The organism is Bradyrhizobium sp. S3.7.6 (assembly GCF_054061875.1).
Window position 1 is genome coordinate 3,682,341 of the sequence record NZ_JBSSEQ010000001.1, and the last position, 19,271, is coordinate 3,701,611.

A 19,271-nucleotide genomic window follows, 5' to 3' on the forward strand; every position below is an offset into this window, starting at 1 on the left:
GACGGGCTAGGGATCATGGCAGGCACCGACCAACCAGACCAGGATGCAATTGCCGCCCAATGGGAGGCCTCGCTTGATTCCGAGGATCCCGCCGAGGCCGCGAAGGCTGCTGCCGAAAACGAACTATCCGAGACCATGGCCCTGCAATGGGCGGCCATGGTCGAGGACGGCAGCCGCGATCTCGGCGCCGGCAAGAATTCCGGCGAGCGGGTGCTGTCGCAGGAGGAGATCGACAATCTTCTCGGCTTCGCGGTCGGCGACGTCACGCTCGACGACCATTCCGGCATTCGCGCGATCATCGATTCAGCGATGGTCTCCTACGAGCGTCTGCCGATGCTCGAAATCGTCTTCGACCGCCTGGTGCGGCTGCTGACGACCTCCTTGCGCAATTTCACCTCCGACAACGTCGAGGTCTCGCTCGACCGCATCACCTCGGTGCGCTTCGGCGACTACATGAACTCGATCCCGCTGCCGGCCGTTCTCTCGGTGTTCAAGGCCGAGGAGTGGGAAAACTTCGGCATGGCGGTGGTCGATTCCAGCCTGATCTATTCGATGATCGACGTGCTGCTCGGCGGTCGCCGCGGCGCCAGCCAGCTCCGCATCGAGGGCCGGCCCTACACCACGATCGAGACCGAGCTGGTCAAGCGGCTGGTCGAGGTGGTGCTGGCCGACGCCGAGCAGGCGTTCCGGCCGCTGTCGCCGGTGACCTTCACGATCGACCGGCTCGAGACCAATCCGCGTTTCGCCGCGATCAGCCGTCCTGCCAACGCCGCGATCCTGGTGCGCCTGCGCATCGACATGGAAGATCGCGGCGGTAATATCGAGCTGCTGCTGCCTTACGCGACCATCGAGCCGATCCGGGGCGTCCTGCTCCAGATGTTCATGGGCGAAAAATTCGGCCGCGACACGATCTGGGAGGGCCATTTCGCCACCGAGATCAACCAAGCCGAGATCGCGGTCGATGCTGTGCTCTACGAGGCCGAAATCCCGCTCAAGCAGCTGATGCGGCTCAAGGTCGGCGACACCCTGCCGCTCGACATGCGCGCGGATGCCAACGTGACCGTGCGTTGCGGCGACGTCACTCTGACCGAGGGGCGGATGGGCCGGGTCGGCGACCGCGTCGCGATACGGGTGACGAAACCCCTGCGCAAGCCAAGTACGACACTTGCGATGTTCGAGAAGGTGGACGAGCAGAACAAGATGATGGAGGCCCCATGAACCACTCCCTGGGAATGGCGATCGAGACGCTGGTGGCTATCCTGCTGATGCTGACCATCGTTTACTGTGTCATGCTCAACAAGCGGCTGACGCGGCTGAAGGCGGACGAGCATTCGCTGAAGGCGGTCATCGGCGAGCTGATCACCGCCACCGAGATCGCCGAGCGCGCGATCGGCGGGCTGAAGCTCGCCGTGCGCGACGTCAACGAGAACCTCGGCAGCCAGCTGGCGGCGGCGACGCAGATGTCGGACCAGCTCTACAAGCAGCTCGGCGAAGCCGACAACGTGGTGCGGCGCCTGTCCAAGATCGCGATCGCCGCGCGCCCTGCGGCGAGCCCGGAAGCGGCCGCGGTGCCCGCGGCCAAGCCCTCATCGGCGAAGGCGGTGGCGGCTGCGGCCGAAGCCTTCTCCGAGCGACGACGATCTAACGGCCTTGCGGCATAAAGTCAGGGTATGAAATCCTTTCGTAACATCCGCGTCATTCCAGTCGTCCTGGTCGCCGTCGCAGGGCTCGCCACGCTCAAGGTCGTGGGCCTCGTGATCAATGGCGGCTATGTCTTCGACTACCAGCCGAGCCAGATCAAAAAATCCTGGGCGCAGGAGAATCTGAACTTTCCGACGGGGCGGGAAGACCCCGATATCACGGGATCTACCCACGGCGCGCCGAAGGAGGCGCCGAAGCCCGCCGCGCCCGAGACCAAGCCCGAGGGCACCGTGGTCAAGATGGACGAGGCCCAGCCGCAGGTCTCGGCCTCCGAGCGCGCGATCCTGGAGCGCTTGCAGGCACGCCGCCAGGAGATCGAGTCCCGCCAGCGCGAGATCGACATCCGCGAGAGCCTGCTCAAGTCCGCCGAGAAGCGCATCGAAAACAAGGTCGAGGAGATGAAGGCGGTGGAATCCCGCATCTCCGCGACCCAGGCCGAGCAGAAGGCCGCCGAAGCCCAGCGCATGAAGGGCCTCGTGACCATGTATGAGGGCATGAAGCCCAAGGACGCCGCACGGGTGTTCGACCGGCTCGAGATGGGCGTGCTGATCGAGATCGCCTCGCAGATCGCGCCGCGAAAGATGTCGGACATCATGGGCGTGATGTCGCCGGAGGCCGCCGAGCGGCTGACGGTCGAGATGGCCCGCCGGGCCAATGGCGGCGGCGATCAATCGGCCGCGGCCGGCGATCTCCCCAAGATCGACGGCAAGCCGACGCAAAAGCCGAATTGAGGGCTCCGGAGGCGCGGCGCGCTGCGGCAGCCTGCGCGCAATCGCGCGGTCGTTCGGCCTGTACGCGGCTAGACGCCTTGCGTGTCTAGTTCGCGAACCGCTGTTGAACCCTGGGACCCGTCGCGCTCAGCGGCTTCTCGACGGGAAGGAGGGTCTCGCAGTGCTGCCTGATCAGCGCAGCCTTCGTCGTGCGAGTCACGAGATGAAGGGTGCTGTGGCAGCAGGAGCACTCGTATACCTTTAGTGCATAGCCCCGCGCGATTGGAAAGACGGCTACGACCGCTCTTGCCTGGCTACATACAATGCAGTTGGCTTCTCCGCTCATTGATTGCTCCCCCAAAAAAGTTGACCAATCGCATTCGCATCGCAATGATCACATTTGATTCAGAGTCGTCGATGGACCGCAACACCTCTGAGGTTGTGCGAGCCTACTCGGCAACCAAGTACGCAGATCAAACGCGCCGGGGAGTGGGGTGATCGCCGCGAGCTTGACGTCCTTGCCGCACGAAGCTCGTCGGCTCGCGTTGCAGATGCAGCTGAAGCAAGCGGCATCTTCTGAGGCTGCGATGAGTTGACGCGTGCAACTGTGAACTGGAGTACAGTGGCGCTGGAGAGTTCGTCCTAGGCTCCCGCCGTCGGCAATCAGCCGCGCGGGCGGAAGCCATGAATTACTCGTCCGTAGCAGAACGCGCAATCGAAGCCGTCAATCGGCTGCTCATCGCGGCGATGACGTTGGCCTGGACATCGGCGCTTGACCATCAGCATGCATTGCCGCCGCAAGAAGAGGACGGCGACACTGACGATGTTTGTCCCGAGCGGGACAGCTCCACCGCATCGGATGGCACGGGAAAACAACACTGAAGATCCAGTCGCCCTGCGGACATCACACGATCAGATCGTGCGGCACGTGGGCGTGAGCTGAGCCTGCGCCGTGAGCCGGATCAATATGCGGCGGGGACGGTTCAAGCATCCACGCCGCCCTGAATCCGTGGACGACACCAGCATGTTCGTGATGACCAGACGGGTCCGAGGGATCGTCCAAACCTGCGCTGAGCTCTGAATGGTGGCCATGCACAGCACCATCCTTGATGGCGTAGGGTTCGACCGCCGCGTGCCAAGACGGGGGCGCAATGTCACCCGAACCGTCAGAACCGTGCTGCTTGAAATGAAATGAGTCCCCGAGGTGAACCGAAGCAACTCGAGGAACGCCGTTCTCGGCTATCGGCTCCCCATGATGATGCTCGCGCAAGTGATTTTCGTGGTGTGACGTCTCGATGGAGTCTGGGCCGGACTCGATGCTTGGGTCGACCGTGGACGGTATGACCGGGCCGCCGTCCTTGGCGGCCACGCTCGCTGGAACGGGCGCGATCTCCTTGCCGTTGTCGAACGGTGTCAACTTGTCGAATACGAACCTATTCTCCACGACTGCCGTGGGATGAAGCTGGTTGACGGGCTGCACGTGGCTCACCGCGGAGGCCACGTTCCCGCCGGTGGGCGCGTCCGATCGCGTGTTCGCATCGTCGGGCTGAACGAACTGGGTGTGCCCGACCCGGACAACCCGTTCGCAATCGGCATCGAATGTGCACCCGCTCGCCTTCGCAGCTTGCCCGGGCCCGTTTCCGTCGATCAGGGCGGCTCGCTCATGGACGGTTTCGCCTGATGAGGGGCTGGTCGCCGTCGTCGGGCTACCGGTCGCGTCGTTGCCCGCGCCCGGTTCCAGATTGGCCGGCGCGGCTGCCATCGCATGACCGGACGTTTCCAGCGCGAGCATGAAATCCGACGTCTGGACGGTGGAGAAGCCATCGAGATGGATTTCCACCAGACTGGAATCGCCGATGCTCAGGCTTTGATCCGTCGGATTGACGTAAACGATGGTCTGGTTCGCCGAGCTGTCGTAGAGCCAGGCGATCGTATGTGCGGGCACTGTCGTGCTGGAGGGATCGAGTGCCAGAACGGAGAGGGTGAGCGCGCCGAGCGCTATCAGGTCGCTCCGCTCAGAGTCTGCCTTGAAGCCAGAGATGATATCAGGGCGCGCTGCACTGGAATTTGACGTCGAGGCAAAGACGAAATGATCGTCTCTGGAGCCGCCGGCAAGAAGGGTCTGTTCGTGCCCGTCGTGAGAGGTGTCGCGACCGCCGTTTGTGCCGATCTTGCCATGATCCGGACTTTCGCCGGAGACGCCGATGCCATCCGTGTTCGCGTCATGGGTGCTCGCAGCCACCGTCGGACCGGCGGCAAAGGCTCTCGCAGTCGCATTGTCTTCGGGGGGCGCGGTGGCGTGGGGCGGATCGGTGGCATTGAGAGCTGCCGCGTGGCCGAAATGGTCGCGATCGTCGGCGCCGTGGATTGTGATGGCTATGGTCTGTTCCGTCCCATCGATGGTCGTGACCGTGAAGGTGTCGGTCAAAGTCTCGCAGGAAAGAAGCGCCTGCACGGCACAGTTGGTGGTGTCGAGCGTGTAGGTCCACACACCGGCGGCGGTCATCGTGAAAGCGCCGTAGCCGCCCGCGCTCCGGGTCGCACAAGTGACCGGCGTGAATGTGTTCGGCGTGTTGTCGACGTCGGTGTCAGTCAGTCTGCCGCTCGCCGTCGGCTTGCCGTGTTCCCTGCAATCGGGCTCGGTCACCGAGCCGGTGATGCAGCCGTGGATGATGGCCGGATCGTTCGTGCCGTGGATGGTGATCGTCACCACCTGCGCGGTGCCGTCGATGGTGGTCACGGTGAAGGTGTCGGTCAGGGTGTCGTAGACGTTCAGCGCCTGGACGACGCAATTGGTGTTATCGAGCGTGTAGGTCCAGACGCCGTCAGCCGTCATCCGGAAGCAGCCGTAACCATGGTCGCTCGCCCTTGGCGAGCTCACCGGCGTGAAGCTGTCGGGAGTATTGTCGACATCCGTATCTGCAAGCTTGCCGGTCGCGATCGGAGTCCCGGGCTTCCAACATGCGGCTTCCGTCACGGTGCCGGTCGTTGTCCCGGAAATGATGGCAGCGTCGTTGGAGCCGTTGATCGTGATGGTAATCAACTGCGGGGTCCCGCCGATGCTGGTCACCGTGAAGGTGTCGGTCAGCGTCTGGCCGACGTTCAGAGCCTGCACTGCGCTGTTGGATTGATCGAGCGTGTAGCTCCAGACGCCGTCGGCGGTCATGGTGAAAGTGCCGTAACCGTGTGCACTCTTCGTCGGGGAATTGACGGCCGAGAAAGTGTTGGCGGGGTCGTCGACGTCGATATCCGAAAGCTTGCCGGTTGTGACAGGTGGGCCGGTTGTGACAGGTGGGCCGGATGGGGCATTGGCGACGCCGCCGGATTCGATTGACAAGCCGGTCGTCGTGCCGGAGATGATCGCCGCGTCGTCGGCTCCGTTGATGTTGATCGTGAAGGCCTGTTGAGCCGAAAGCGATCCGTCGGACACGGTGATCACAAAGCTATCGGTGGTCGGCGTCTTCAGCGCGTTGATCGCGCCACTGTTGGGAACGAAGGCATAGGCGCCAGTCGAGCTGTTCAGATAAAGCGTGCCATAAGAGCTGGTCTTCGATACGTCGTAGATCGCTCCCTCCAGCGCGGTAGCGCCCGTAGCGCCTCCGCTGATGCCGAAAGTCAGCGCGGCGCTGGAGCTGCTGGCGCTGAAGGTTCCCCTCGTTGCGGCGAAGACGTCGAACGCGACCGTGTCGAGTTCAAGCGGGCCCGCCTGCACATTCAAGATCGGCGGCGTCCGCACGGGTGTCACGGGTGTGATGATGTCGGGCACCGTGACGATGATCGGCTGCAACGGTAGCAGTGCGCTTGGCGCCGCGGGCGCTATGAAATTGATCGGCTCCAGCGGCAGAGATTCGACGAACGGAGGCGTGCCGGACCCGTTCTTGCCAAATCCCTTCGAGAAATTTTCGAGCGCCTCCTGCTGGGCCACCCGCAGCTCCTCCATGCGGGTCGCGCTGTTGTCGAGCTGATTCACGGTAAGCCCGGAGCCGACCTTGCTCAGCACGACCGTTTGTCCGGGGTCCTCGACGATGATGTGCCGCGGGGTTGGTTCCTTGGTCGTGAGCTCGAAGGTGCCGTGTGCAAAGTCCTTGTATGTAATCGTATCGTCGTCCAGGAACGTTGCGTTCGGGTCTGCGGCCCTGACCTCCTTGATCATCGAGAAGAGCAATGCCGTGAGCGACAGCATCCCGAAACGGCCGGCAGAGGCTCGCTCATGAGATTGAATAGCGGGTAAATCAGGAGGATTGCTCTTCGCCGTCTTCACGCGGCGATGCAGGCCCGCAGCGGCTTCGCGCTCGCCGCCGTGCTCTGCAGTGGACGTGACGGCCATTTTTCAACCTCGATTGCCCTAGCGGTCGGCCTCAGGCGTCGCCCTATGCCGCCGCGTCTTGGCCGGCTTGCCGCGTCACGCGATCGGGAACAATTTTGTGCCGGCAACCTCAGCTATGCCCGCTAAAAAGTTGTCGTTTCTGAGAATTCCGCCCAGGCTGATCACGGCAGGATTGCTGACGTTTCGCCCGACGGTACCGCTTTCAGCGCTAAAAGCTGTTTGAAATTGCCTGGCGCGGATAGTGACTCTTTTGGACACGGCGATCAGCCATTCGGATTACCCCGGAATAACCATTTTGGCTGTCGTGGTTTGCTGTTGCTGGTCTGCCATTATCCCCGATGGCTTTCGTCGGCGCTGTCGGAGCCGTTCGGATGCTCGAGGATCATATCTTCGAAAAGGAGGAAGCCATGGGCACTCGTGCAGCGATTGTTCTCGTGGCAGGTCTCGTCCTTGCGCTGGCCGCTTCGTCACCCCGCCCGGTTCAGGCGCAGGACGATTCTCCGCGGCGTGCCGTGCTGGACTCGTCGTCAAAGCCAATCGGGAAAGTTGTGACAGCCGATGGCTCGGTCATCATCGAGCATGCGGGCGCCGCCATTGTCCAGGCAAACGTCGGGGCCGAATCCATCCAGACGAAAGTCGGTGATCCCGTCTATTTGGGCGATGTGGTTCGAACCGGTGCCGACAGTCGGGTCGGCATCAATTTCGTCGATGGAACTTCGTTCAACTTGTCGAGCAACGCCCGCATGACATTGGACGAATACGTCTACGAGCCGGGTGGAAAGTCCAATTCGACAGCCTTCAACCTGACCAAGGGTACGTTCGTTTTTGTTGCCGGCCAGGTTGCGAAGACCGGTGACATGAAGATCGAAACGCCGGTCGCGACGATGGGCATTCGAGGCACTACACCTCACGTCGAAATCTCGGACGACGGAACCACCAAGTTTTCCACTCTGATCGAAGAGGGCAAGAACAAATATACGAAGAAGCCCGGCGCAGCGGGGCCACGCCAACCCGAGCAAAGGGCCGAGCAAAGGCTCAATCTGAACATCTGTCGCGGCTGCTAGAGAATTGGTCCCAGCCGGTGCAATCGCCAGATCTCAGAAGATCGGGAGCCTGACATGAAACCAGGATCCTCCGTTGCCGAAGGCGGACTGGCGCTTGTCGTCCTGATGCTGGTCGGCTTGCCGGTCGCGGCCCAGAACTCCGGGGTGAAGGACAGCTATCTCAGCAATATCGAACTGTGCAACGGGACGGGTACCACCTCGCTCGATGCCCGGATCGGTGCCTGCACGACTTTCATACAGGCGCGTCCAGATTCGTCGGCAGCTCTGGCAATCGCCTATAACAATCGCGGCAACGCCTACACGGCAAAGGGCGACTACGACAGCGCCATCAGCGACTTCGATCAGTCGATCGCACTCAATCCGACATACGCAAAGGCCTTCAACAACCGCGGCGTGGCTCACTTGAGGAGACGTGAATATGAGCTCGCGATCGAAGCCTTTGATGATGCGATCAAGCTCGATCCCGGCTATGGCGCTGCCTTCGTCAACCGCGCCGGAGCCTACCTGAAGAAAAACGACCACCAGCGCGCGGCGCATGATTACGACGAGGCAATCCGTCTCCAGCCCGCCTCGCGGGCGGCATGGAGCGGACGATGTTGGACCCGTGCGGTTCTCAGCGCCTCGCGAGAAGCGCTGGAGGATTGCGACAGAGCGCTTCAATCGGGATCGACCAGCGCTGCCGTGTACGACTCGCGTGGGCTGATCCACCTGAAGATGGGTGAGTTCGGTGCGGCGATCGATGACTACAATGCTGCCTTGCGAGTCGCCCCCGAACTGGCGAGCGCGCTTTTTGGTCGCGGGCTTGCCAAGCTGAAGCAAGGCGATGCGATCGGCGGAAAATCTGACATTTCGACTGCAAGGACAATTCAGAAGAACATCGGCGACGAGTTCGCGCGTTATGGCGTCGATTACGACTGAGTTGGCTCGGTGAGGCGGAACGAATCGGAGATGAATATGGATGCAAGGTTCGCGCTCATTCAAGCTCACGACGATAGCATTCGTCGCTATCAGCGGTTGTTGAACACACAGCTGACCGATCTCGAGCGTGAGTACATCGAGAGCCGAATCTCGGAAAAGCGATTGACCTTGCAGTCAATTCGCGAAGCGCGAGGCAAGTTGAATGCCTTGCCGGCCAATCGCGGGGTTTGATTGGCATTCCTGACGGGTGCGGACGAAGGGGGTGTTAACACCTCCTTAACCACTTGCTCCCCAGATTTCGAAGCACGAACGCCCGAGCCCGCAAGCAGGCGTCGCGACGCACTGTGCCGGGTGAATTCGTCATTACAGCATTAACAAGTCCTTAATTGGCAAAACCTACAGTCGACGGCACGGGCCGGCGCCAGTGCCGGCATGGACCGCCGAATTGGAAGAAACGCCGCCAATGGCGCAGAAGGCTGCCGCTGGATTTATGTCGCGAGCCCGCGCTTTGGCGCGGGGGTTGTCGCGCCATGTCCGCAAGGCGCCCGTGCTGGCGGCCTGCCTGCTTATCGGCCTTGGTGCGCCCGCCCGCGCCGCCGATGTGGTCCGGGGCGAGGCGACTTTCTCGGCCGGTGGCGGCTTTGCCCGTCTGGTGATCAAGCTCGGCGAGGACGTTCCCTCCGAGGTGACGACGGCCGGCTCCATTCTCATCATTCGCTTCGACCGGGCGGTCGACGTTCCCGTCGATCGCGTTCCGGAAGGTGCGCCCGACTACGTTAATTCTGCCCGCCGCGATCCCGACGGCAGCGCCATCCGCCTGTCGTTGGCGCGGCGCGTCACCGTCAACACCATGAACGCCGGCGAGCGCACCTTCATCGACCTCTTGCCGGAGGGCTGGAAGGGGCCGCCGCCAAGCCTGCCCATGGACGTGGTCAAGGAACTGGCCGAGCGTGCGCGTGTCGCCGAACGGGCCTTGCGAGCCCAGCGCGCCGCGGCAGAGACCAAGAAGCGTCCGCAGATCCGCGTGCGCGCCTCGGTGCAGCCGACTTTTGTGCGCTTCGTGTTCGAGATGCCCGACGGCGTCGGCGTGTCCTCCGTGCTCAACGAGCAGAAGCTGACGCTCGCGTTCAATGCCGGCCTCAATTTCGATCTGGCGGACGCCGTCGTCGCCGCGCCCCCGAACGTCGCCTCGATCAAGCAGAAGTCCGACATTGACCAGACCAGTGTCGAGATCGCGCTGATCGGCGATTCGGACGTGCACTCCTTCCGCGACGAGAAGAATTACGTCGTCGACATCTCCTTCCAGCCCGACAAGGGCAAGACCGCCGCGACGGCTGAGGCGGTGATCGCGCAGGCAAAGCCTGCGGCCCAAAGCCATGGACCGGCTCCGGAAAAACCGGCGGCCGAGAAGCCGAAGGAGGTCCATCGCGAGATCGCGCCGCCGACGTCCGAGACGATCGCGCGCGAAGCCAAGATCGAAGCCAAGATCGAAGCGAAGCCCGAGGTGAAGCCGGAAGCTCCGGCGGCGATGCCGCCGGTCGAAGCACCGAAGCCTGCGCCGGCTCCCGCGGCTGAAGCACCGCATGCTGCGGAACCGCCCAAGGACGTGTCGAAGCCTGCGGCGCCGGCAACGGCAACGGAAGCTGTGGTCGCGCCCGTCAAGCCCGCGGTGTCCGAAGCGCCCAAGGAGGTCGTCAAGGAGGCTGCGAAAGAGCCGGCCAAGGACAGCGTCAAGGCCGCACCTGCCGAGGCGCCGGCCCCGCCGCAGCCCACCGTGGCCAGCGTCGATGTCCGCCGCGACAGCGATGGCTTGCGCGTGATCTTCCCGCTTCAGGTGGCAACGCCTGCGGCGGCGTTCCGCCGCGGCGACACCGTGTGGCTAGTGTTCGATACGCCGAAGCCGATCGATGTCGAGGCGATCCGCAGCCGGGGCGGTGCGATGATCGGCGAGGTCAGCCGCATGCCGCTCGACAAGGGGCAGGCGGTCCGCATCCGTCTCACCCGGCCGCTGGTCTACTCGCTGACGAGCGAGGAGGTCGGCAAGGAGACCAATTGGCTCCTGACGCTCGCCGACAAGATCCAGGCGACGCCGCTGCCGCTGATGATGTCGCGCAACATCACCGACCCCGCGCTCGCCAATATCGCGATCCCCTTCGCCAATCCGGGCCTGTTGCACAAGCTGACCGATCCCGACGCCGGCGACACGCTCTATGTCGTCACCGGGCAGCGGCCGGTGCGCGGCTTCATCAAGCGGCAGGATCTCGTCGATCTCTCGCTGCTGGAATCCGCGCACGGTATCGCGATCCGGCCGAACTCCGACGAGGTCGGCGTCGAGGTCGGATCCGACAAGGTCATTCTCGGCAAGAAGGGCGGACTGACGCTGTCGCCGGTCGATATCTCCGCCGAGCGGGCACCGACCGCGGTGCGGCCGGTCTTCAGTCCGGAAGGCTGGCGCAAGGGCCAGTCGGAGGATTTCTGGACGCGCCAGGGCAGCCTGATCACGGCGATCGCGGCCGTCGAGCCGGCACAGCGCTCGCTGCCGCGGCTCGATCTCGCGCAGTTCTACATGTCGCGCGCCATGTATCACGAAGCCAAGTCGGTGACCGACCTGATGCTGGCCGATCCCCTCAACAAGGAGGAGAGCGGCGCGCTGATCATGCATGCGATCGCGAACATCTTGATCGGCCGGCCAGCGCAGGGCTTGAAGGACCTCGCCAATCCCGTGATCGGCAACAGCCACGATTCCCAGCTCTGGAAGGCGCTTGCCTATGCGCGCCAGGGCAAGTGGGCGGATGCGCGCGAGAAGTTCAAGAACGTCGAATTCGCCATCGCCTCGCTGCCGATCGACATCCAGCGCATCGTGACGATGGAGGCGATGCGCGCCTCGCTCGAGGTGAAGGATTATGCCGGCGCCTCCAAGCGCCGCAGCGAGATCGAGGTGGTCGGCATATCGCCAGAGGCGGCGCCCGGCTTCGCCGTGCTGCGCGGCCGGCTCGCCGAGGCGCTCGGCCACGACAGGGATGCGCTCGACGACTACAAATTCGCGGTCGCCTCGAACGATCGTCAGGCGGCGGCCGAGGCGAAGCAGCTCGAAGTGGCGCTGCGGCAGAAGCGCGACGAGATCAGCAAGGAAGACGCGCTGCGTGAGCTCGAGACGCTGTCGATGACCTGGCGGGGCGACTCGATTGAGGTCAAGACGCTCCAGATGCTGTCGCAGATATATGCCGAGAACGGGCGCTACCGGGACGCGCTCAGGGCGGCGCGCACGGCGACAAGGCTCCAGCCGAACGCCGAGGCCTCGCGTCAGGCGCAGGACCTCGCTTCCGACCTGTTCACGCAGATCTTCCTGGGGCCCAAGGGCGACGAGCTGCCGCCGGTCGAAGCGCTCGGGATGTTCTACGAGTTCCGCGAGCTGACGCCGATCGGCCGCCGCGGCGACGAGCTGATCCGCCGTCTCGCCGACCGTCTCGCCTCGATCGACCTGCTCGACCAGGCCGCCGAGCTGTTGCAGTACCAAGTCGACCATCGGCTCGAAGGCGCAGCCCGCGCCCAGGTCGCCGCGCGCCTGTCCATGATCTACCTCGCCAACCGCAAGCCCGACATGGCGATCTCGGCGCTGCGCGCGAGCCGCATCAGCGATCTCTCCGGCGAACTGCGGCAGCAGCGGCTGCTGCTGGAGGCGCGCGCGCAAAGCGACGTCGGCCGCCACGATCTCGCGCTCGACATCGTCTCCAACGTTTCCGGGCGCGAGGTGCTCCGCCTGCGCTCAGACATCTTCTGGGCGGCGCGGCGCTGGCGCGAATCCGCCGAGCAGATCGAGCTCTATTACGGCGACCGCTTCCGCGACTTCAAGCCGCTCAACGCGGTGGAGAAGAGTGACATCATCCGCGCCGCCGTCGGCTATGCGCTCGCTGACGATTCGATCGGCCTGTCGCGCTTCCGCGAGAAATATGCGCCGCTGATGAGCGAGAGTGCGGACCGGGTCGCCTTCGACATCGCGAGCAAGCCGGCAGCGTCCTCCAGCGCCGAATTCGCCGAGATCGCCAAGCTCGCTGCCAGCGTCGACACGCTCGACGGCTTCCTGCGCGAGATGAAGCAGCGCTTCCCCGACGCCACCGCCCGCGCACCGGCCTCGCCGCAAGCCAAGGACGAGGCCGACCACACCGGCTCGCTGCCCCACGATCCCCGTCGTGCGGCAGATCAAGATGACGCGGTAGGAACCCTGCTACCACGAGGCCTCTCGACAGGTGCCCGTTGAAGCGGCAACCTGCGCGTCTTCATGCCGGGAGAGCGTCGATATGAGCAAGCCTGCCAAGACCGAAGCCGAACTCATCGCCATGGCGCGGGCCGAATTGAAGGTCCATGCCGATGGTCCGGATGACCTCGTCATCTCGATTGTCCGCGACGGCGACAGCTGGGAATTCCGCGCCGATGCCGACCAGGCCGCGACGGATAAGCCGGGCTTCCCCGAAAGCGTCGCCATGCTGGTGCAGATCGGCGATCACCTCAGCAAGCAGTATGACGTGAAGGGGTAGGGGCGCTGTCGACGCCGTCTCACTGTACGCCACGTTCTCGGTGTCATCGCCCGACTTGATCGGGCGATCCAGTATTCCAGAGACCGCAGTGATGAAATCGAAAGGCCGCGGCGTACTGGATGCCCCGGTCCCGGCTCCGCTAGGCTACGCCGGGCCCACAAGGGCGCTCGGCCGGCGAAGCTTCAGCGAAGACGGCAAGCCGGGGCATGACGGCGGATGGAGCCGCAGTTATCCGCCCCCGTAACTCTGCACCAGGCTTCCCGCCACCAGCGACCAGCCATCGACCAGCACGAAGAAGATCAGCTTGAACGGCAGCGAGATCGTTGCGGGCGGCAGCATCATCATTCCCATCGACATCAGCACGGAGGCGACGACGAGGTCGATGATCAGGAAGGGGAGAAACAGCAGGAAGCCGATCTCGAAGGCGCGCTTCAACTCGGAGATCATGAAGGCGGGGACGAGGATGCGAAGCGCGAGGTCATCCGGCGTGGCCGGCGGCGGCTCGCCCGAGAGATCCAGGAACAGCTTGAGGTCCTTCTCGCGCACGTTCTTCTGCATGAAGCCGCGCAAGGGGACGGAAGCGCGCTGGAGTGCGTCCTCGACGCCAAGCTGGTTGGCGACGAGCGGGCGGATGCCTTCGTCGTAGGACTTCTGCAGCACAGGTCCCATCACGAAGAAGGTAAGGAACATCGCGAGCGCGATGATCACCGAGTTCGGCGGCGCGGTCGCCGTGCCCATCGCGGTGCGCAGCAGCGACAAGACGACCACGATGCGCGTGAATGACGTCATCATGATCAGGATCGACGGCGCGATCGACAGCACCGTGAGCAGCGCGATGAGCTGGATCGCGCGCTCGGTGACGCCGCCCCCCTGACCGCCGAGATTGATGCTGATGTCCTGCGCATGCGCAGGCATCGCGAGCGAAGCCGCGGCGATCAGAACAGAAAGAAAAACAACTCTACGCGGGAGGGCCGGCAGCCTCACGAAGACGGCTTCGGACGGCCGAGCAGCGAGGCCATCTCGTCTTCGAGATTTTCAAAGCTGGTCTTCTCCGCGGCCGGCTTTGCGGGCGGAGCCGGGGGGGCCGGCGGCTCGCTGCGTGCGGCGCGGGGCGGTGGTGGCGCGGGCGGCTCGGGCGCAACCGGAGGCGCGACTGTCTCGCCGGCGGGGCGGCGCAGCGCGGCTTCGAGCCGCTGCGCCATCTCGGCGAGATTCTGCTCGGCGTTCGAGGGCGCGGCAGGAGCGGGGGCCGGCGGCGGAACGGCCGGAGCCTGCGGCACGGGCGGGGGAGGCGGCGGCGCGGCCGCGCGCTCGGCGCGCACCGGGGGGACTTTCACCGGCTCGCTCTGCCGCGGAGGGCGTGGCATCAGCGGAGGCTCGCTGCGGGCGATGCGCGGCGGAACCGGCTCGGGGCGTGCCTCGCGCTCGGGGCGCGGCGGCAGGATCGGCTCAGGAGGAAAGCCGGCCAGTGGCGGTTCGTTGCGGCGCTCGGCCAGTGCGGGAGCGGGCCGGCGTACCTCGTCGGCGAAGGAGGGGCGCGGCCGCGGCGGCGGCTCGGGCATTTGCGGTTCGGGATGATCGAGCAGTTCGGGCCGCGGAGCTTCGTCGGTCCAGCTGCTGGTATCGGGCATCGGGGCAAGGCGCGGCGGCTCGGCGGCATTGGAACGCTGCGGAAGCTGGTCGCGGCCGGGCGCTGCGCGCACGATATTGGGCTCGACGACGATGTCGGTGGGACCGCCAATCATCAGGAGATGCTCGACATTGTCACGCCGGACCAGCACCAGGCGGCGCCGGCCATCGACCGCGGCGGCATCGATCACGGCAAGCCGGGGCATCCGGCCGCGCTGGGTGTTGGCACCGAGCCGGCTGCTGGCGAATCGGCGAACCAACCATGCGGCGACGCCGATCAACGCCAGAACGACGATGAACGCCACGATGAAGGTGATTGGGCTGCCTTGCATACTTGTCCCCGACAAATGGCGCTTTTCTCGTGCCCATGGTCAGACGCGCCAACCATCGGCGTGGGATGCCCCAAACTGCGATTTCTTAACGTCCCACGGCAAGTTTTGCCGTCCCCAGCTCTTAATAACCTATGAATCGCTCGATCCAAAACGACTTCTTGGCCTGTGCATGGCCCGCCAAACGGTTGGGGTAATGCCGCTTTTGGATGCGTAGAATCACGGGGGCGCAAACTGGTGTTCCGTCAAGGGACATGCATCGACGCCACCTTTAACCACCTGTTAACCATACACGCGGCAAATTCTGCCTAGCTTCGGGCCTCAGGTCCGAGAGGCGGAAGGAGCCGCAACGATGTCCATCAACGACCTCCCGGTGCTGTCGGCGCTTCGCACCAAGATGCAGTGGCACCAGGAACGCCAGCGCGTCCTGTCCGAGAACGTCTCCAATTCCGACACGCCCAAATTCCGGCCGCGCGACCTGGTCGAGCCGAAGCTCGACAAATCAGGCGCCGTCACCGGCTCGATGGGCCCCCTGGCGCTCACCCGCACCAGCGGCTCCCATATGACGCCATCCGGCGCGGCCTCGGGCTTCGACCAGAACAGGAATGCGGGTTTCGAGACCCGTCCCGCGGGCAACGCCGTCAATCTCGAAGAGGAGATGATGAAGGCCGCCAGCAACCAGATGGACTACGCGGCGGCGACCTCGCTCTATTCCAAGAGCCTGCATCTGCTCAAGACCGCGATCGGCAAAGGCTAGGGCATGATCCGGAAAAGTGTGCGGCGGTTTTCCCTCGCGACAAACGCGGAGCGTTTGCGCGGAGATCATGTTCAAGAGCTAAGGGAAGCGCATCATGGCGAATGACAGCAGCGACTTTGCCCGCTCGATGGCGATCGCGACCTCCGGCCTGCGCGCGCAGGCCGGGCGCATGCGGGTGATCTCCGAAAACATCGCGAACGCGGATTCGACCTCGCAGACATCAGGTGGCGATCCCTACCGGCGCAAGGTGCCGACCTTCTCCTCCGCGCTCGACCGCACGCTCGACGCGCAGGTCGTCACCCTCGGCAGGATCAAGCCGGACCAGTCGAACTTCCGCACCAAATACGAACCGAGCAATCCGGCCGCCGATGCGACCGGCAACGTCAAATATCCCAACGTGAACTCGGTGGTCGAGATGACCGACATGCGCGACGCGCAGCGGTCTTACGAGGCCAATCTCAACATCATCAGTGCGACGCGCCGGATGATCCAGCGCACGCTCGACATCCTCAAGAGCTGAACAGGACAATTAAGCCATGGCATCACCGACAATCGCAGCCAATGCTTATGCCAACCTCGCCCGCGTGCTGGAGAACAGCGGCGCCGGCAAGGGCAGCGAAGCGAGCGGGCAGTCCTTCGCGTCGCTCCTGAAAGACGCTGTCGGCAGCGTCATGGAGTCCGGCCGCAAGTCCGACGCGCAGACGGTGGCGATGGCCGCCGGCAAGGCCAACGTGATGGACGTGGTGACGGCGGTCGCCGACACCGACGTCGCGGTGTCCACGCTGGTCTCGGTCCGCGACCGCGTGATCGCGGCATATGAAGACATTATGAAGATGCCGATCTGATTTTTGGCGCCCGCGCTCGCCCCAATCGTCTTTGCGAGCGCAGCGAAGCAATCCAGAATCTTTCCGCTGGCGGCAGTCTGGATTGCTTCGCTGCGCTCGCAAAGACGGGGATAGGCCTTTGCTTCGCTCGGAACAGCGGTGAGGAGGCGAGAAATGAACAAGGAATTCTGCACATGACCGGACCTGAAACCCTCGACGTCGCGCGTGATGCGATCTGGACCATCGTGATCGTGTCGTCGCCGCTGATGGTGGTCGGCCTCGTGGTCGGCGTCGTCGTGTCGCTGTTCCAGGCGCTGACGCAGATCCAGGAGCAGACGCTGATCTACGTGCCGAAGATCCTGGCCATCTTCGCCACGATGCTGCTGGCGCTGCCGTTCATGGCCGACGCACTCCATTCCCACATGATGCGGATCTCGTCGCGAATCATCGGCGGCTGAGGCACAATGCGCCCGACATGCGCATCGACGTCTCGCTGCTGCCGGCGCTCGCCGCTTCGTTCATGCTCGCCTTCGCCCGGGTCGGTGCGATGGTGATGCTGTTGCCGGGGCTGGGCGAGACCAACATTCCGACGCGGATCAAGCTGGCGATCGCGCTGCTGCTGACGCTGATCATCCTGCCGCTGCATCGCAACGCCTACCACGTCGACATGGGCTCGATCGCGCCGCTGCTGGTCATGATGCTGCATGAGATCGTGATCGGCATCGTGCTGGGGGCGACCGCGCGCGTGACGTTGTCGGCGCTTCAGGTCGCGGGCGCCGTGATTGCGCAGCAGATGGGGCTCGGCTTCGTCACTTCGGTCGATCCGACACAGGGACAGCAGGGCGTGCTGGTCGGCAATTTCCTGACCATGCTCGGGGTGACGCTGCTGTTTGCCACCGACAGCCATCATCTGGTGATCGCCGCGCTGAACGACAGCTACACGATCTTCGCGCCCGGCGAGACCGTATCGAGCGGCGACGTCGCTTCGCTGGCGACGCGCGCCTTTGCCGCCGCGTTCAGCCTGGGCTTGCAGCTTTCCGGACCGTTTCTGGTGTTCGGCCTCGTCTTCAACATCGGGCTCGGCGTGCTGGCGCGGCTGATGCCGCAGATGCAGGTCTATTTCGTGGGCGTGCCGCTGTCGATCTTCGTGGGCTTCCTGGTGCTCGCCGTGGTGCTCACCGCGATGATGGGCACGTATCTCGACTATTTCATCGGTGTGATGCACCAGATGATGCCGCTCAAATAGGTGATCGATGGCAGACGACAACGATCCCGACAGTCAAACAGAAGACCCGACACAAAAGCGTCTCGAAGAGGCGCTCGAACGCGGCGACGTCGCCAAGAGCCAGGAGATCAACACCTGGTTCATGATCGCGGGCGGCACGCTCGTGGTCTCCACCTTCTCGGGCTCGGTGGGCAGCGGGCTGGTGACGCCGATGCGCAACCTGCTTGCCAATTCCTGGATGATCAAAACCGACGGCAGGGCTCTGCTCGCGCTGATGCAGCAGATCGAGGTCGCCGTGCTCGCGGCGATCGGCGTGCCCCTGCTGATGCTGGTGCTGGCGGCGATTGCCGGCAACGTGCTCCAGCATCGCCTGGTCTGGTCGGCCGAATCCCTGAAACCCAAATTCAGCAAGCTGTCGCCGGCCGAGGGCCTCAAGCGCATCTTCGGCAAGCAGGCGGCCGCGAACTTCCTCAAGGGGCTCGGCAAGCTGATCGTGCTCGGCGCGGTCATGACCGTGGTCCTGTGGCCGGAGCGCCATCGCATGGAGGCGATGGTCAGGCTCGACCCGGCCGCCATGCTGGGCGCCAGCACCAGCCTGACCATTCATCTGCTCGGCGCAGTAGTCGCGGCGCTCGCGATCATCGCCATTGGCGACTATTTCTTCCAGTATCGCAGCTGGTTCCAGCGGCAGAAGATGTCGCTCCAGGAGATCAAGGAAGAGTTCAAGCAGTCCGAAGGCGACCCGCACATCAAGGGCAAGCTCCGGCAATTGCGCCAGCAGCGCTCCAAGAAGCGCATGATGGCGGCGGTTCCCAAGGCCTCCGTGATCATCACCAACCCGACCCACTATTCGATCGCGCTGTCCTACGAGCGCGGGATGTCTGCGCCGATCTGCGTCGCCAAGGGCGTCGACAACCTCGCCTTCAAGATCCGGGAGATCGCGCGCGAGCACGACATCCCGATCGTCGAGAACGTGCCGCTCGCCCGCGCGCTCTACGCCACCGTCGAAATCGACCAGGAAATCCCGACCGAGCACTACCATGCGGTCGCCGAGGTCATCGGTTACGTCATGCGGCTGAAGCAGGGATTCGGCGCCGGACGCGGATAAAATGCCCGAAAAGTACCGGAAATGGCCGTAATCTGGGAATCAGCGTACCTTTCGCCCTTGCTGCCCTTGCGCCTGCGGGTCCGATTCAGGCAGGGAGGACCCCACGCGCCCCGTAGCGCGTTGATTCTCTGCCGACAGGCTGTG

Annotated in this window: 17 protein-coding genes and 1 pseudogene; 15 read left to right on the top strand and 3 right to left on the bottom strand. The window is 64.1% G+C overall.

Going from position 1 to position 19,271, the window contains the following annotated elements; all coding sequences use genetic code 11:
- Positions 1 to 15: 15 nt before the first annotated feature.
- From fliM to ACVJ5M_RS17325, 4 genes are all read left to right on the top strand, one after another.
- The gene (fliM, locus tag ACVJ5M_RS17310) at positions 16 to 1,218 is read left to right on the top strand and encodes a flagellar motor switch protein FliM (protein WP_014494007.1); all 1,203 of its coding nucleotides are present in this window, start codon (positions 16 to 18) and stop codon (positions 1,216 to 1,218) included.
- A complete protein-coding gene (locus ACVJ5M_RS17315) occupies positions 1,215 to 1,661 on the top strand; it encodes a DUF6468 domain-containing protein (RefSeq protein ID WP_063982280.1) in 447 nt (148 codons plus the stop codon). The genes fliM and ACVJ5M_RS17315 overlap by 4 nt, the downstream gene beginning before the upstream one ends.
- Positions 1,662 to 1,670: 9 nt before the next feature.
- Positions 1,671 to 2,432 carry a MotE family protein gene (locus tag ACVJ5M_RS17320; protein ID WP_014494009.1) on the top strand — a complete coding sequence of 254 codons (762 nt, stop codon included), beginning with the start codon at positions 1,671 to 1,673 and terminating at the stop codon, positions 2,430 to 2,432.
- Positions 2,433 to 3,095: 663 nt separating this feature from the next.
- Complete coding sequence (locus ACVJ5M_RS17325; RefSeq protein WP_354099769.1) at positions 3,096 to 3,293, top strand: hypothetical protein; 198 nt, start codon at positions 3,096 to 3,098, stop codon at positions 3,291 to 3,293.
- A 22-nt stretch (positions 3,294 to 3,315) separates the two neighbouring features.
- Here ACVJ5M_RS17325 and ACVJ5M_RS17330 read toward each other — a convergent pair whose 3' ends face one another.
- Positions 3,316 to 6,738, bottom strand: coding sequence for a VCBS domain-containing protein (locus ACVJ5M_RS17330; RefSeq protein ID WP_354099768.1), 3,423 nt, complete (start codon positions 6,736 to 6,738; stop codon positions 3,316 to 3,318).
- Between the two features lie 371 nt (positions 6,739 to 7,109).
- Between ACVJ5M_RS17330 and ACVJ5M_RS17335 the strand changes: the two genes are divergently transcribed.
- The 5 genes and pseudogenes from ACVJ5M_RS17335 to ACVJ5M_RS17355 all read left to right on the top strand — a co-directional run bounded on the left by ACVJ5M_RS17335 (position 7,110) and on the right by ACVJ5M_RS17355 (position 13,255).
- The gene (locus tag ACVJ5M_RS17335; RefSeq protein WP_081369443.1) at positions 7,110 to 7,802 is read left to right on the top strand and encodes a FecR family protein; all 693 of its coding nucleotides are present in this window, start codon (positions 7,110 to 7,112) and stop codon (positions 7,800 to 7,802) included.
- Positions 7,803 to 7,907: 105 nt separating this feature from the next.
- Positions 7,908 to 8,720 (top strand): tetratricopeptide repeat protein, encoded by an 813-nt coding sequence (locus ACVJ5M_RS17340; protein ID WP_354076102.1) that lies wholly within the window; start codon positions 7,908 to 7,910, stop codon positions 8,718 to 8,720.
- A gap of 36 nt (positions 8,721 to 8,756) precedes the next feature.
- Positions 8,757 to 8,951, top strand: a complete 195-nt coding sequence (locus tag ACVJ5M_RS17345) for a hypothetical protein (protein WP_135214595.1) — start codon at positions 8,757 to 8,759, stop codon at positions 8,949 to 8,951.
- Positions 8,952 to 9,183: 232 nt separating this feature from the next.
- Positions 9,184 to 12,937 (top strand): annotated as a pseudogene (locus tag ACVJ5M_RS17350) (tetratricopeptide repeat protein).
- Between the two features lie 81 nt (positions 12,938 to 13,018).
- A complete protein-coding gene (locus ACVJ5M_RS17355) occupies positions 13,019 to 13,255 on the top strand; it encodes a hypothetical protein (protein ID WP_028148501.1) in 237 nt (78 codons plus the stop codon).
- Between the two features lie 228 nt (positions 13,256 to 13,483).
- Here ACVJ5M_RS17355 and fliP read toward each other — a convergent pair whose 3' ends face one another.
- Entirely contained in the window at positions 13,484 to 14,239 is a 756-nt protein-coding gene (fliP, locus tag ACVJ5M_RS17360; protein ID WP_063982286.1) for a flagellar type III secretion system pore protein FliP, read from the bottom strand.
- Complete coding sequence (locus ACVJ5M_RS17365) at positions 14,236 to 15,216, bottom strand: flagellar biosynthetic protein FliO (protein WP_135214597.1); 981 nt, start codon at positions 15,214 to 15,216, stop codon at positions 14,236 to 14,238. The genes fliP and ACVJ5M_RS17365 overlap by 4 nt, the downstream gene beginning before the upstream one ends.
- 349 nt (positions 15,217 to 15,565) lie before the next feature.
- Between ACVJ5M_RS17365 and flgB the strand changes: the two genes are divergently transcribed.
- The 6 genes from flgB (at position 15,566) to flhB (ending at position 19,127) form a co-directional block, all read left to right on the top strand.
- On the top strand, positions 15,566 to 15,970 hold the full coding sequence (gene flgB, locus ACVJ5M_RS17370) for a flagellar basal body rod protein FlgB (RefSeq protein ID WP_063982288.1): 405 nt from the start codon (positions 15,566 to 15,568) through the stop codon (positions 15,968 to 15,970).
- A 94-nt stretch (positions 15,971 to 16,064) separates the two neighbouring features.
- A complete protein-coding gene (gene flgC, locus ACVJ5M_RS17375) occupies positions 16,065 to 16,490 on the top strand; it encodes a flagellar basal body rod protein FlgC (protein ID WP_028148498.1) in 426 nt (141 codons plus the stop codon).
- Positions 16,491 to 16,506: 16 nt separating this feature from the next.
- Positions 16,507 to 16,815, top strand: coding sequence for a flagellar hook-basal body complex protein FliE (gene fliE / locus ACVJ5M_RS17380; RefSeq protein ID WP_008142413.1), 309 nt, complete (start codon positions 16,507 to 16,509; stop codon positions 16,813 to 16,815).
- 173 nt (positions 16,816 to 16,988) lie between these two features.
- Positions 16,989 to 17,252, top strand: a complete 264-nt coding sequence (gene fliQ, locus ACVJ5M_RS17385) for a flagellar biosynthesis protein FliQ (RefSeq protein ID WP_014494021.1) — start codon at positions 16,989 to 16,991, stop codon at positions 17,250 to 17,252.
- 17 nt (positions 17,253 to 17,269) lie between these two features.
- Positions 17,270 to 18,040, top strand: coding sequence for a flagellar biosynthetic protein FliR (gene fliR / locus ACVJ5M_RS17390; RefSeq protein ID WP_028148497.1), 771 nt, complete (start codon positions 17,270 to 17,272; stop codon positions 18,038 to 18,040).
- Positions 18,041 to 18,047: 7 nt separating this feature from the next.
- A complete protein-coding gene (gene flhB, locus ACVJ5M_RS17395; RefSeq protein ID WP_063982289.1) occupies positions 18,048 to 19,127 on the top strand; it encodes a flagellar biosynthesis protein FlhB in 1,080 nt (359 codons plus the stop codon).
- Positions 19,128 to 19,271: the final 144 nt, after the last annotated feature.

Coding starts and splice junctions, on each gene's coding strand:
- fliM (WP_014494007.1), top strand. CDS start 16: ATGGCAGGCACCGACCAACCAGACCAGGATGCAATTGCCGCCCAATGG.
- ACVJ5M_RS17315 (WP_063982280.1), top strand. CDS start 1,215: ATGAACCACTCCCTGGGAATGGCGATCGAGACGCTGGTGGCTATCCTG.
- ACVJ5M_RS17320 (WP_014494009.1), top strand. CDS start 1,671: ATGAAATCCTTTCGTAACATCCGCGTCATTCCAGTCGTCCTGGTCGCC.
- ACVJ5M_RS17325 (WP_354099769.1), top strand. CDS start 3,096: ATGAATTACTCGTCCGTAGCAGAACGCGCAATCGAAGCCGTCAATCGG.
- ACVJ5M_RS17330 (WP_354099768.1), bottom strand. CDS start 6,738: ATGGCCGTCACGTCCACTGCAGAGCACGGCGGCGAGCGCGAAGCCGCT.
- ACVJ5M_RS17335 (WP_081369443.1), top strand. CDS start 7,110: ATGCTCGAGGATCATATCTTCGAAAAGGAGGAAGCCATGGGCACTCGT.
- ACVJ5M_RS17340 (WP_354076102.1), top strand. CDS start 7,908: ATGCTGGTCGGCTTGCCGGTCGCGGCCCAGAACTCCGGGGTGAAGGAC.
- ACVJ5M_RS17345 (WP_135214595.1), top strand. CDS start 8,757: ATGGATGCAAGGTTCGCGCTCATTCAAGCTCACGACGATAGCATTCGT.
- ACVJ5M_RS17355 (WP_028148501.1), top strand. CDS start 13,019: ATGAGCAAGCCTGCCAAGACCGAAGCCGAACTCATCGCCATGGCGCGG.
- ACVJ5M_RS17365 (WP_135214597.1), bottom strand. CDS start 15,216: ATGCAAGGCAGCCCAATCACCTTCATCGTGGCGTTCATCGTCGTTCTG.
- flgB (WP_063982288.1), top strand. CDS start 15,566: ATGTCCATCAACGACCTCCCGGTGCTGTCGGCGCTTCGCACCAAGATG.
- flgC (WP_028148498.1), top strand. CDS start 16,065: ATGGCGAATGACAGCAGCGACTTTGCCCGCTCGATGGCGATCGCGACC.
- fliE (WP_008142413.1), top strand. CDS start 16,507: ATGGCATCACCGACAATCGCAGCCAATGCTTATGCCAACCTCGCCCGC.
- fliQ (WP_014494021.1), top strand. CDS start 16,989: ATGACCGGACCTGAAACCCTCGACGTCGCGCGTGATGCGATCTGGACC.
- fliR (WP_028148497.1), top strand. CDS start 17,270: ATGCGCATCGACGTCTCGCTGCTGCCGGCGCTCGCCGCTTCGTTCATG.
- flhB (WP_063982289.1), top strand. CDS start 18,048: ATGGCAGACGACAACGATCCCGACAGTCAAACAGAAGACCCGACACAA.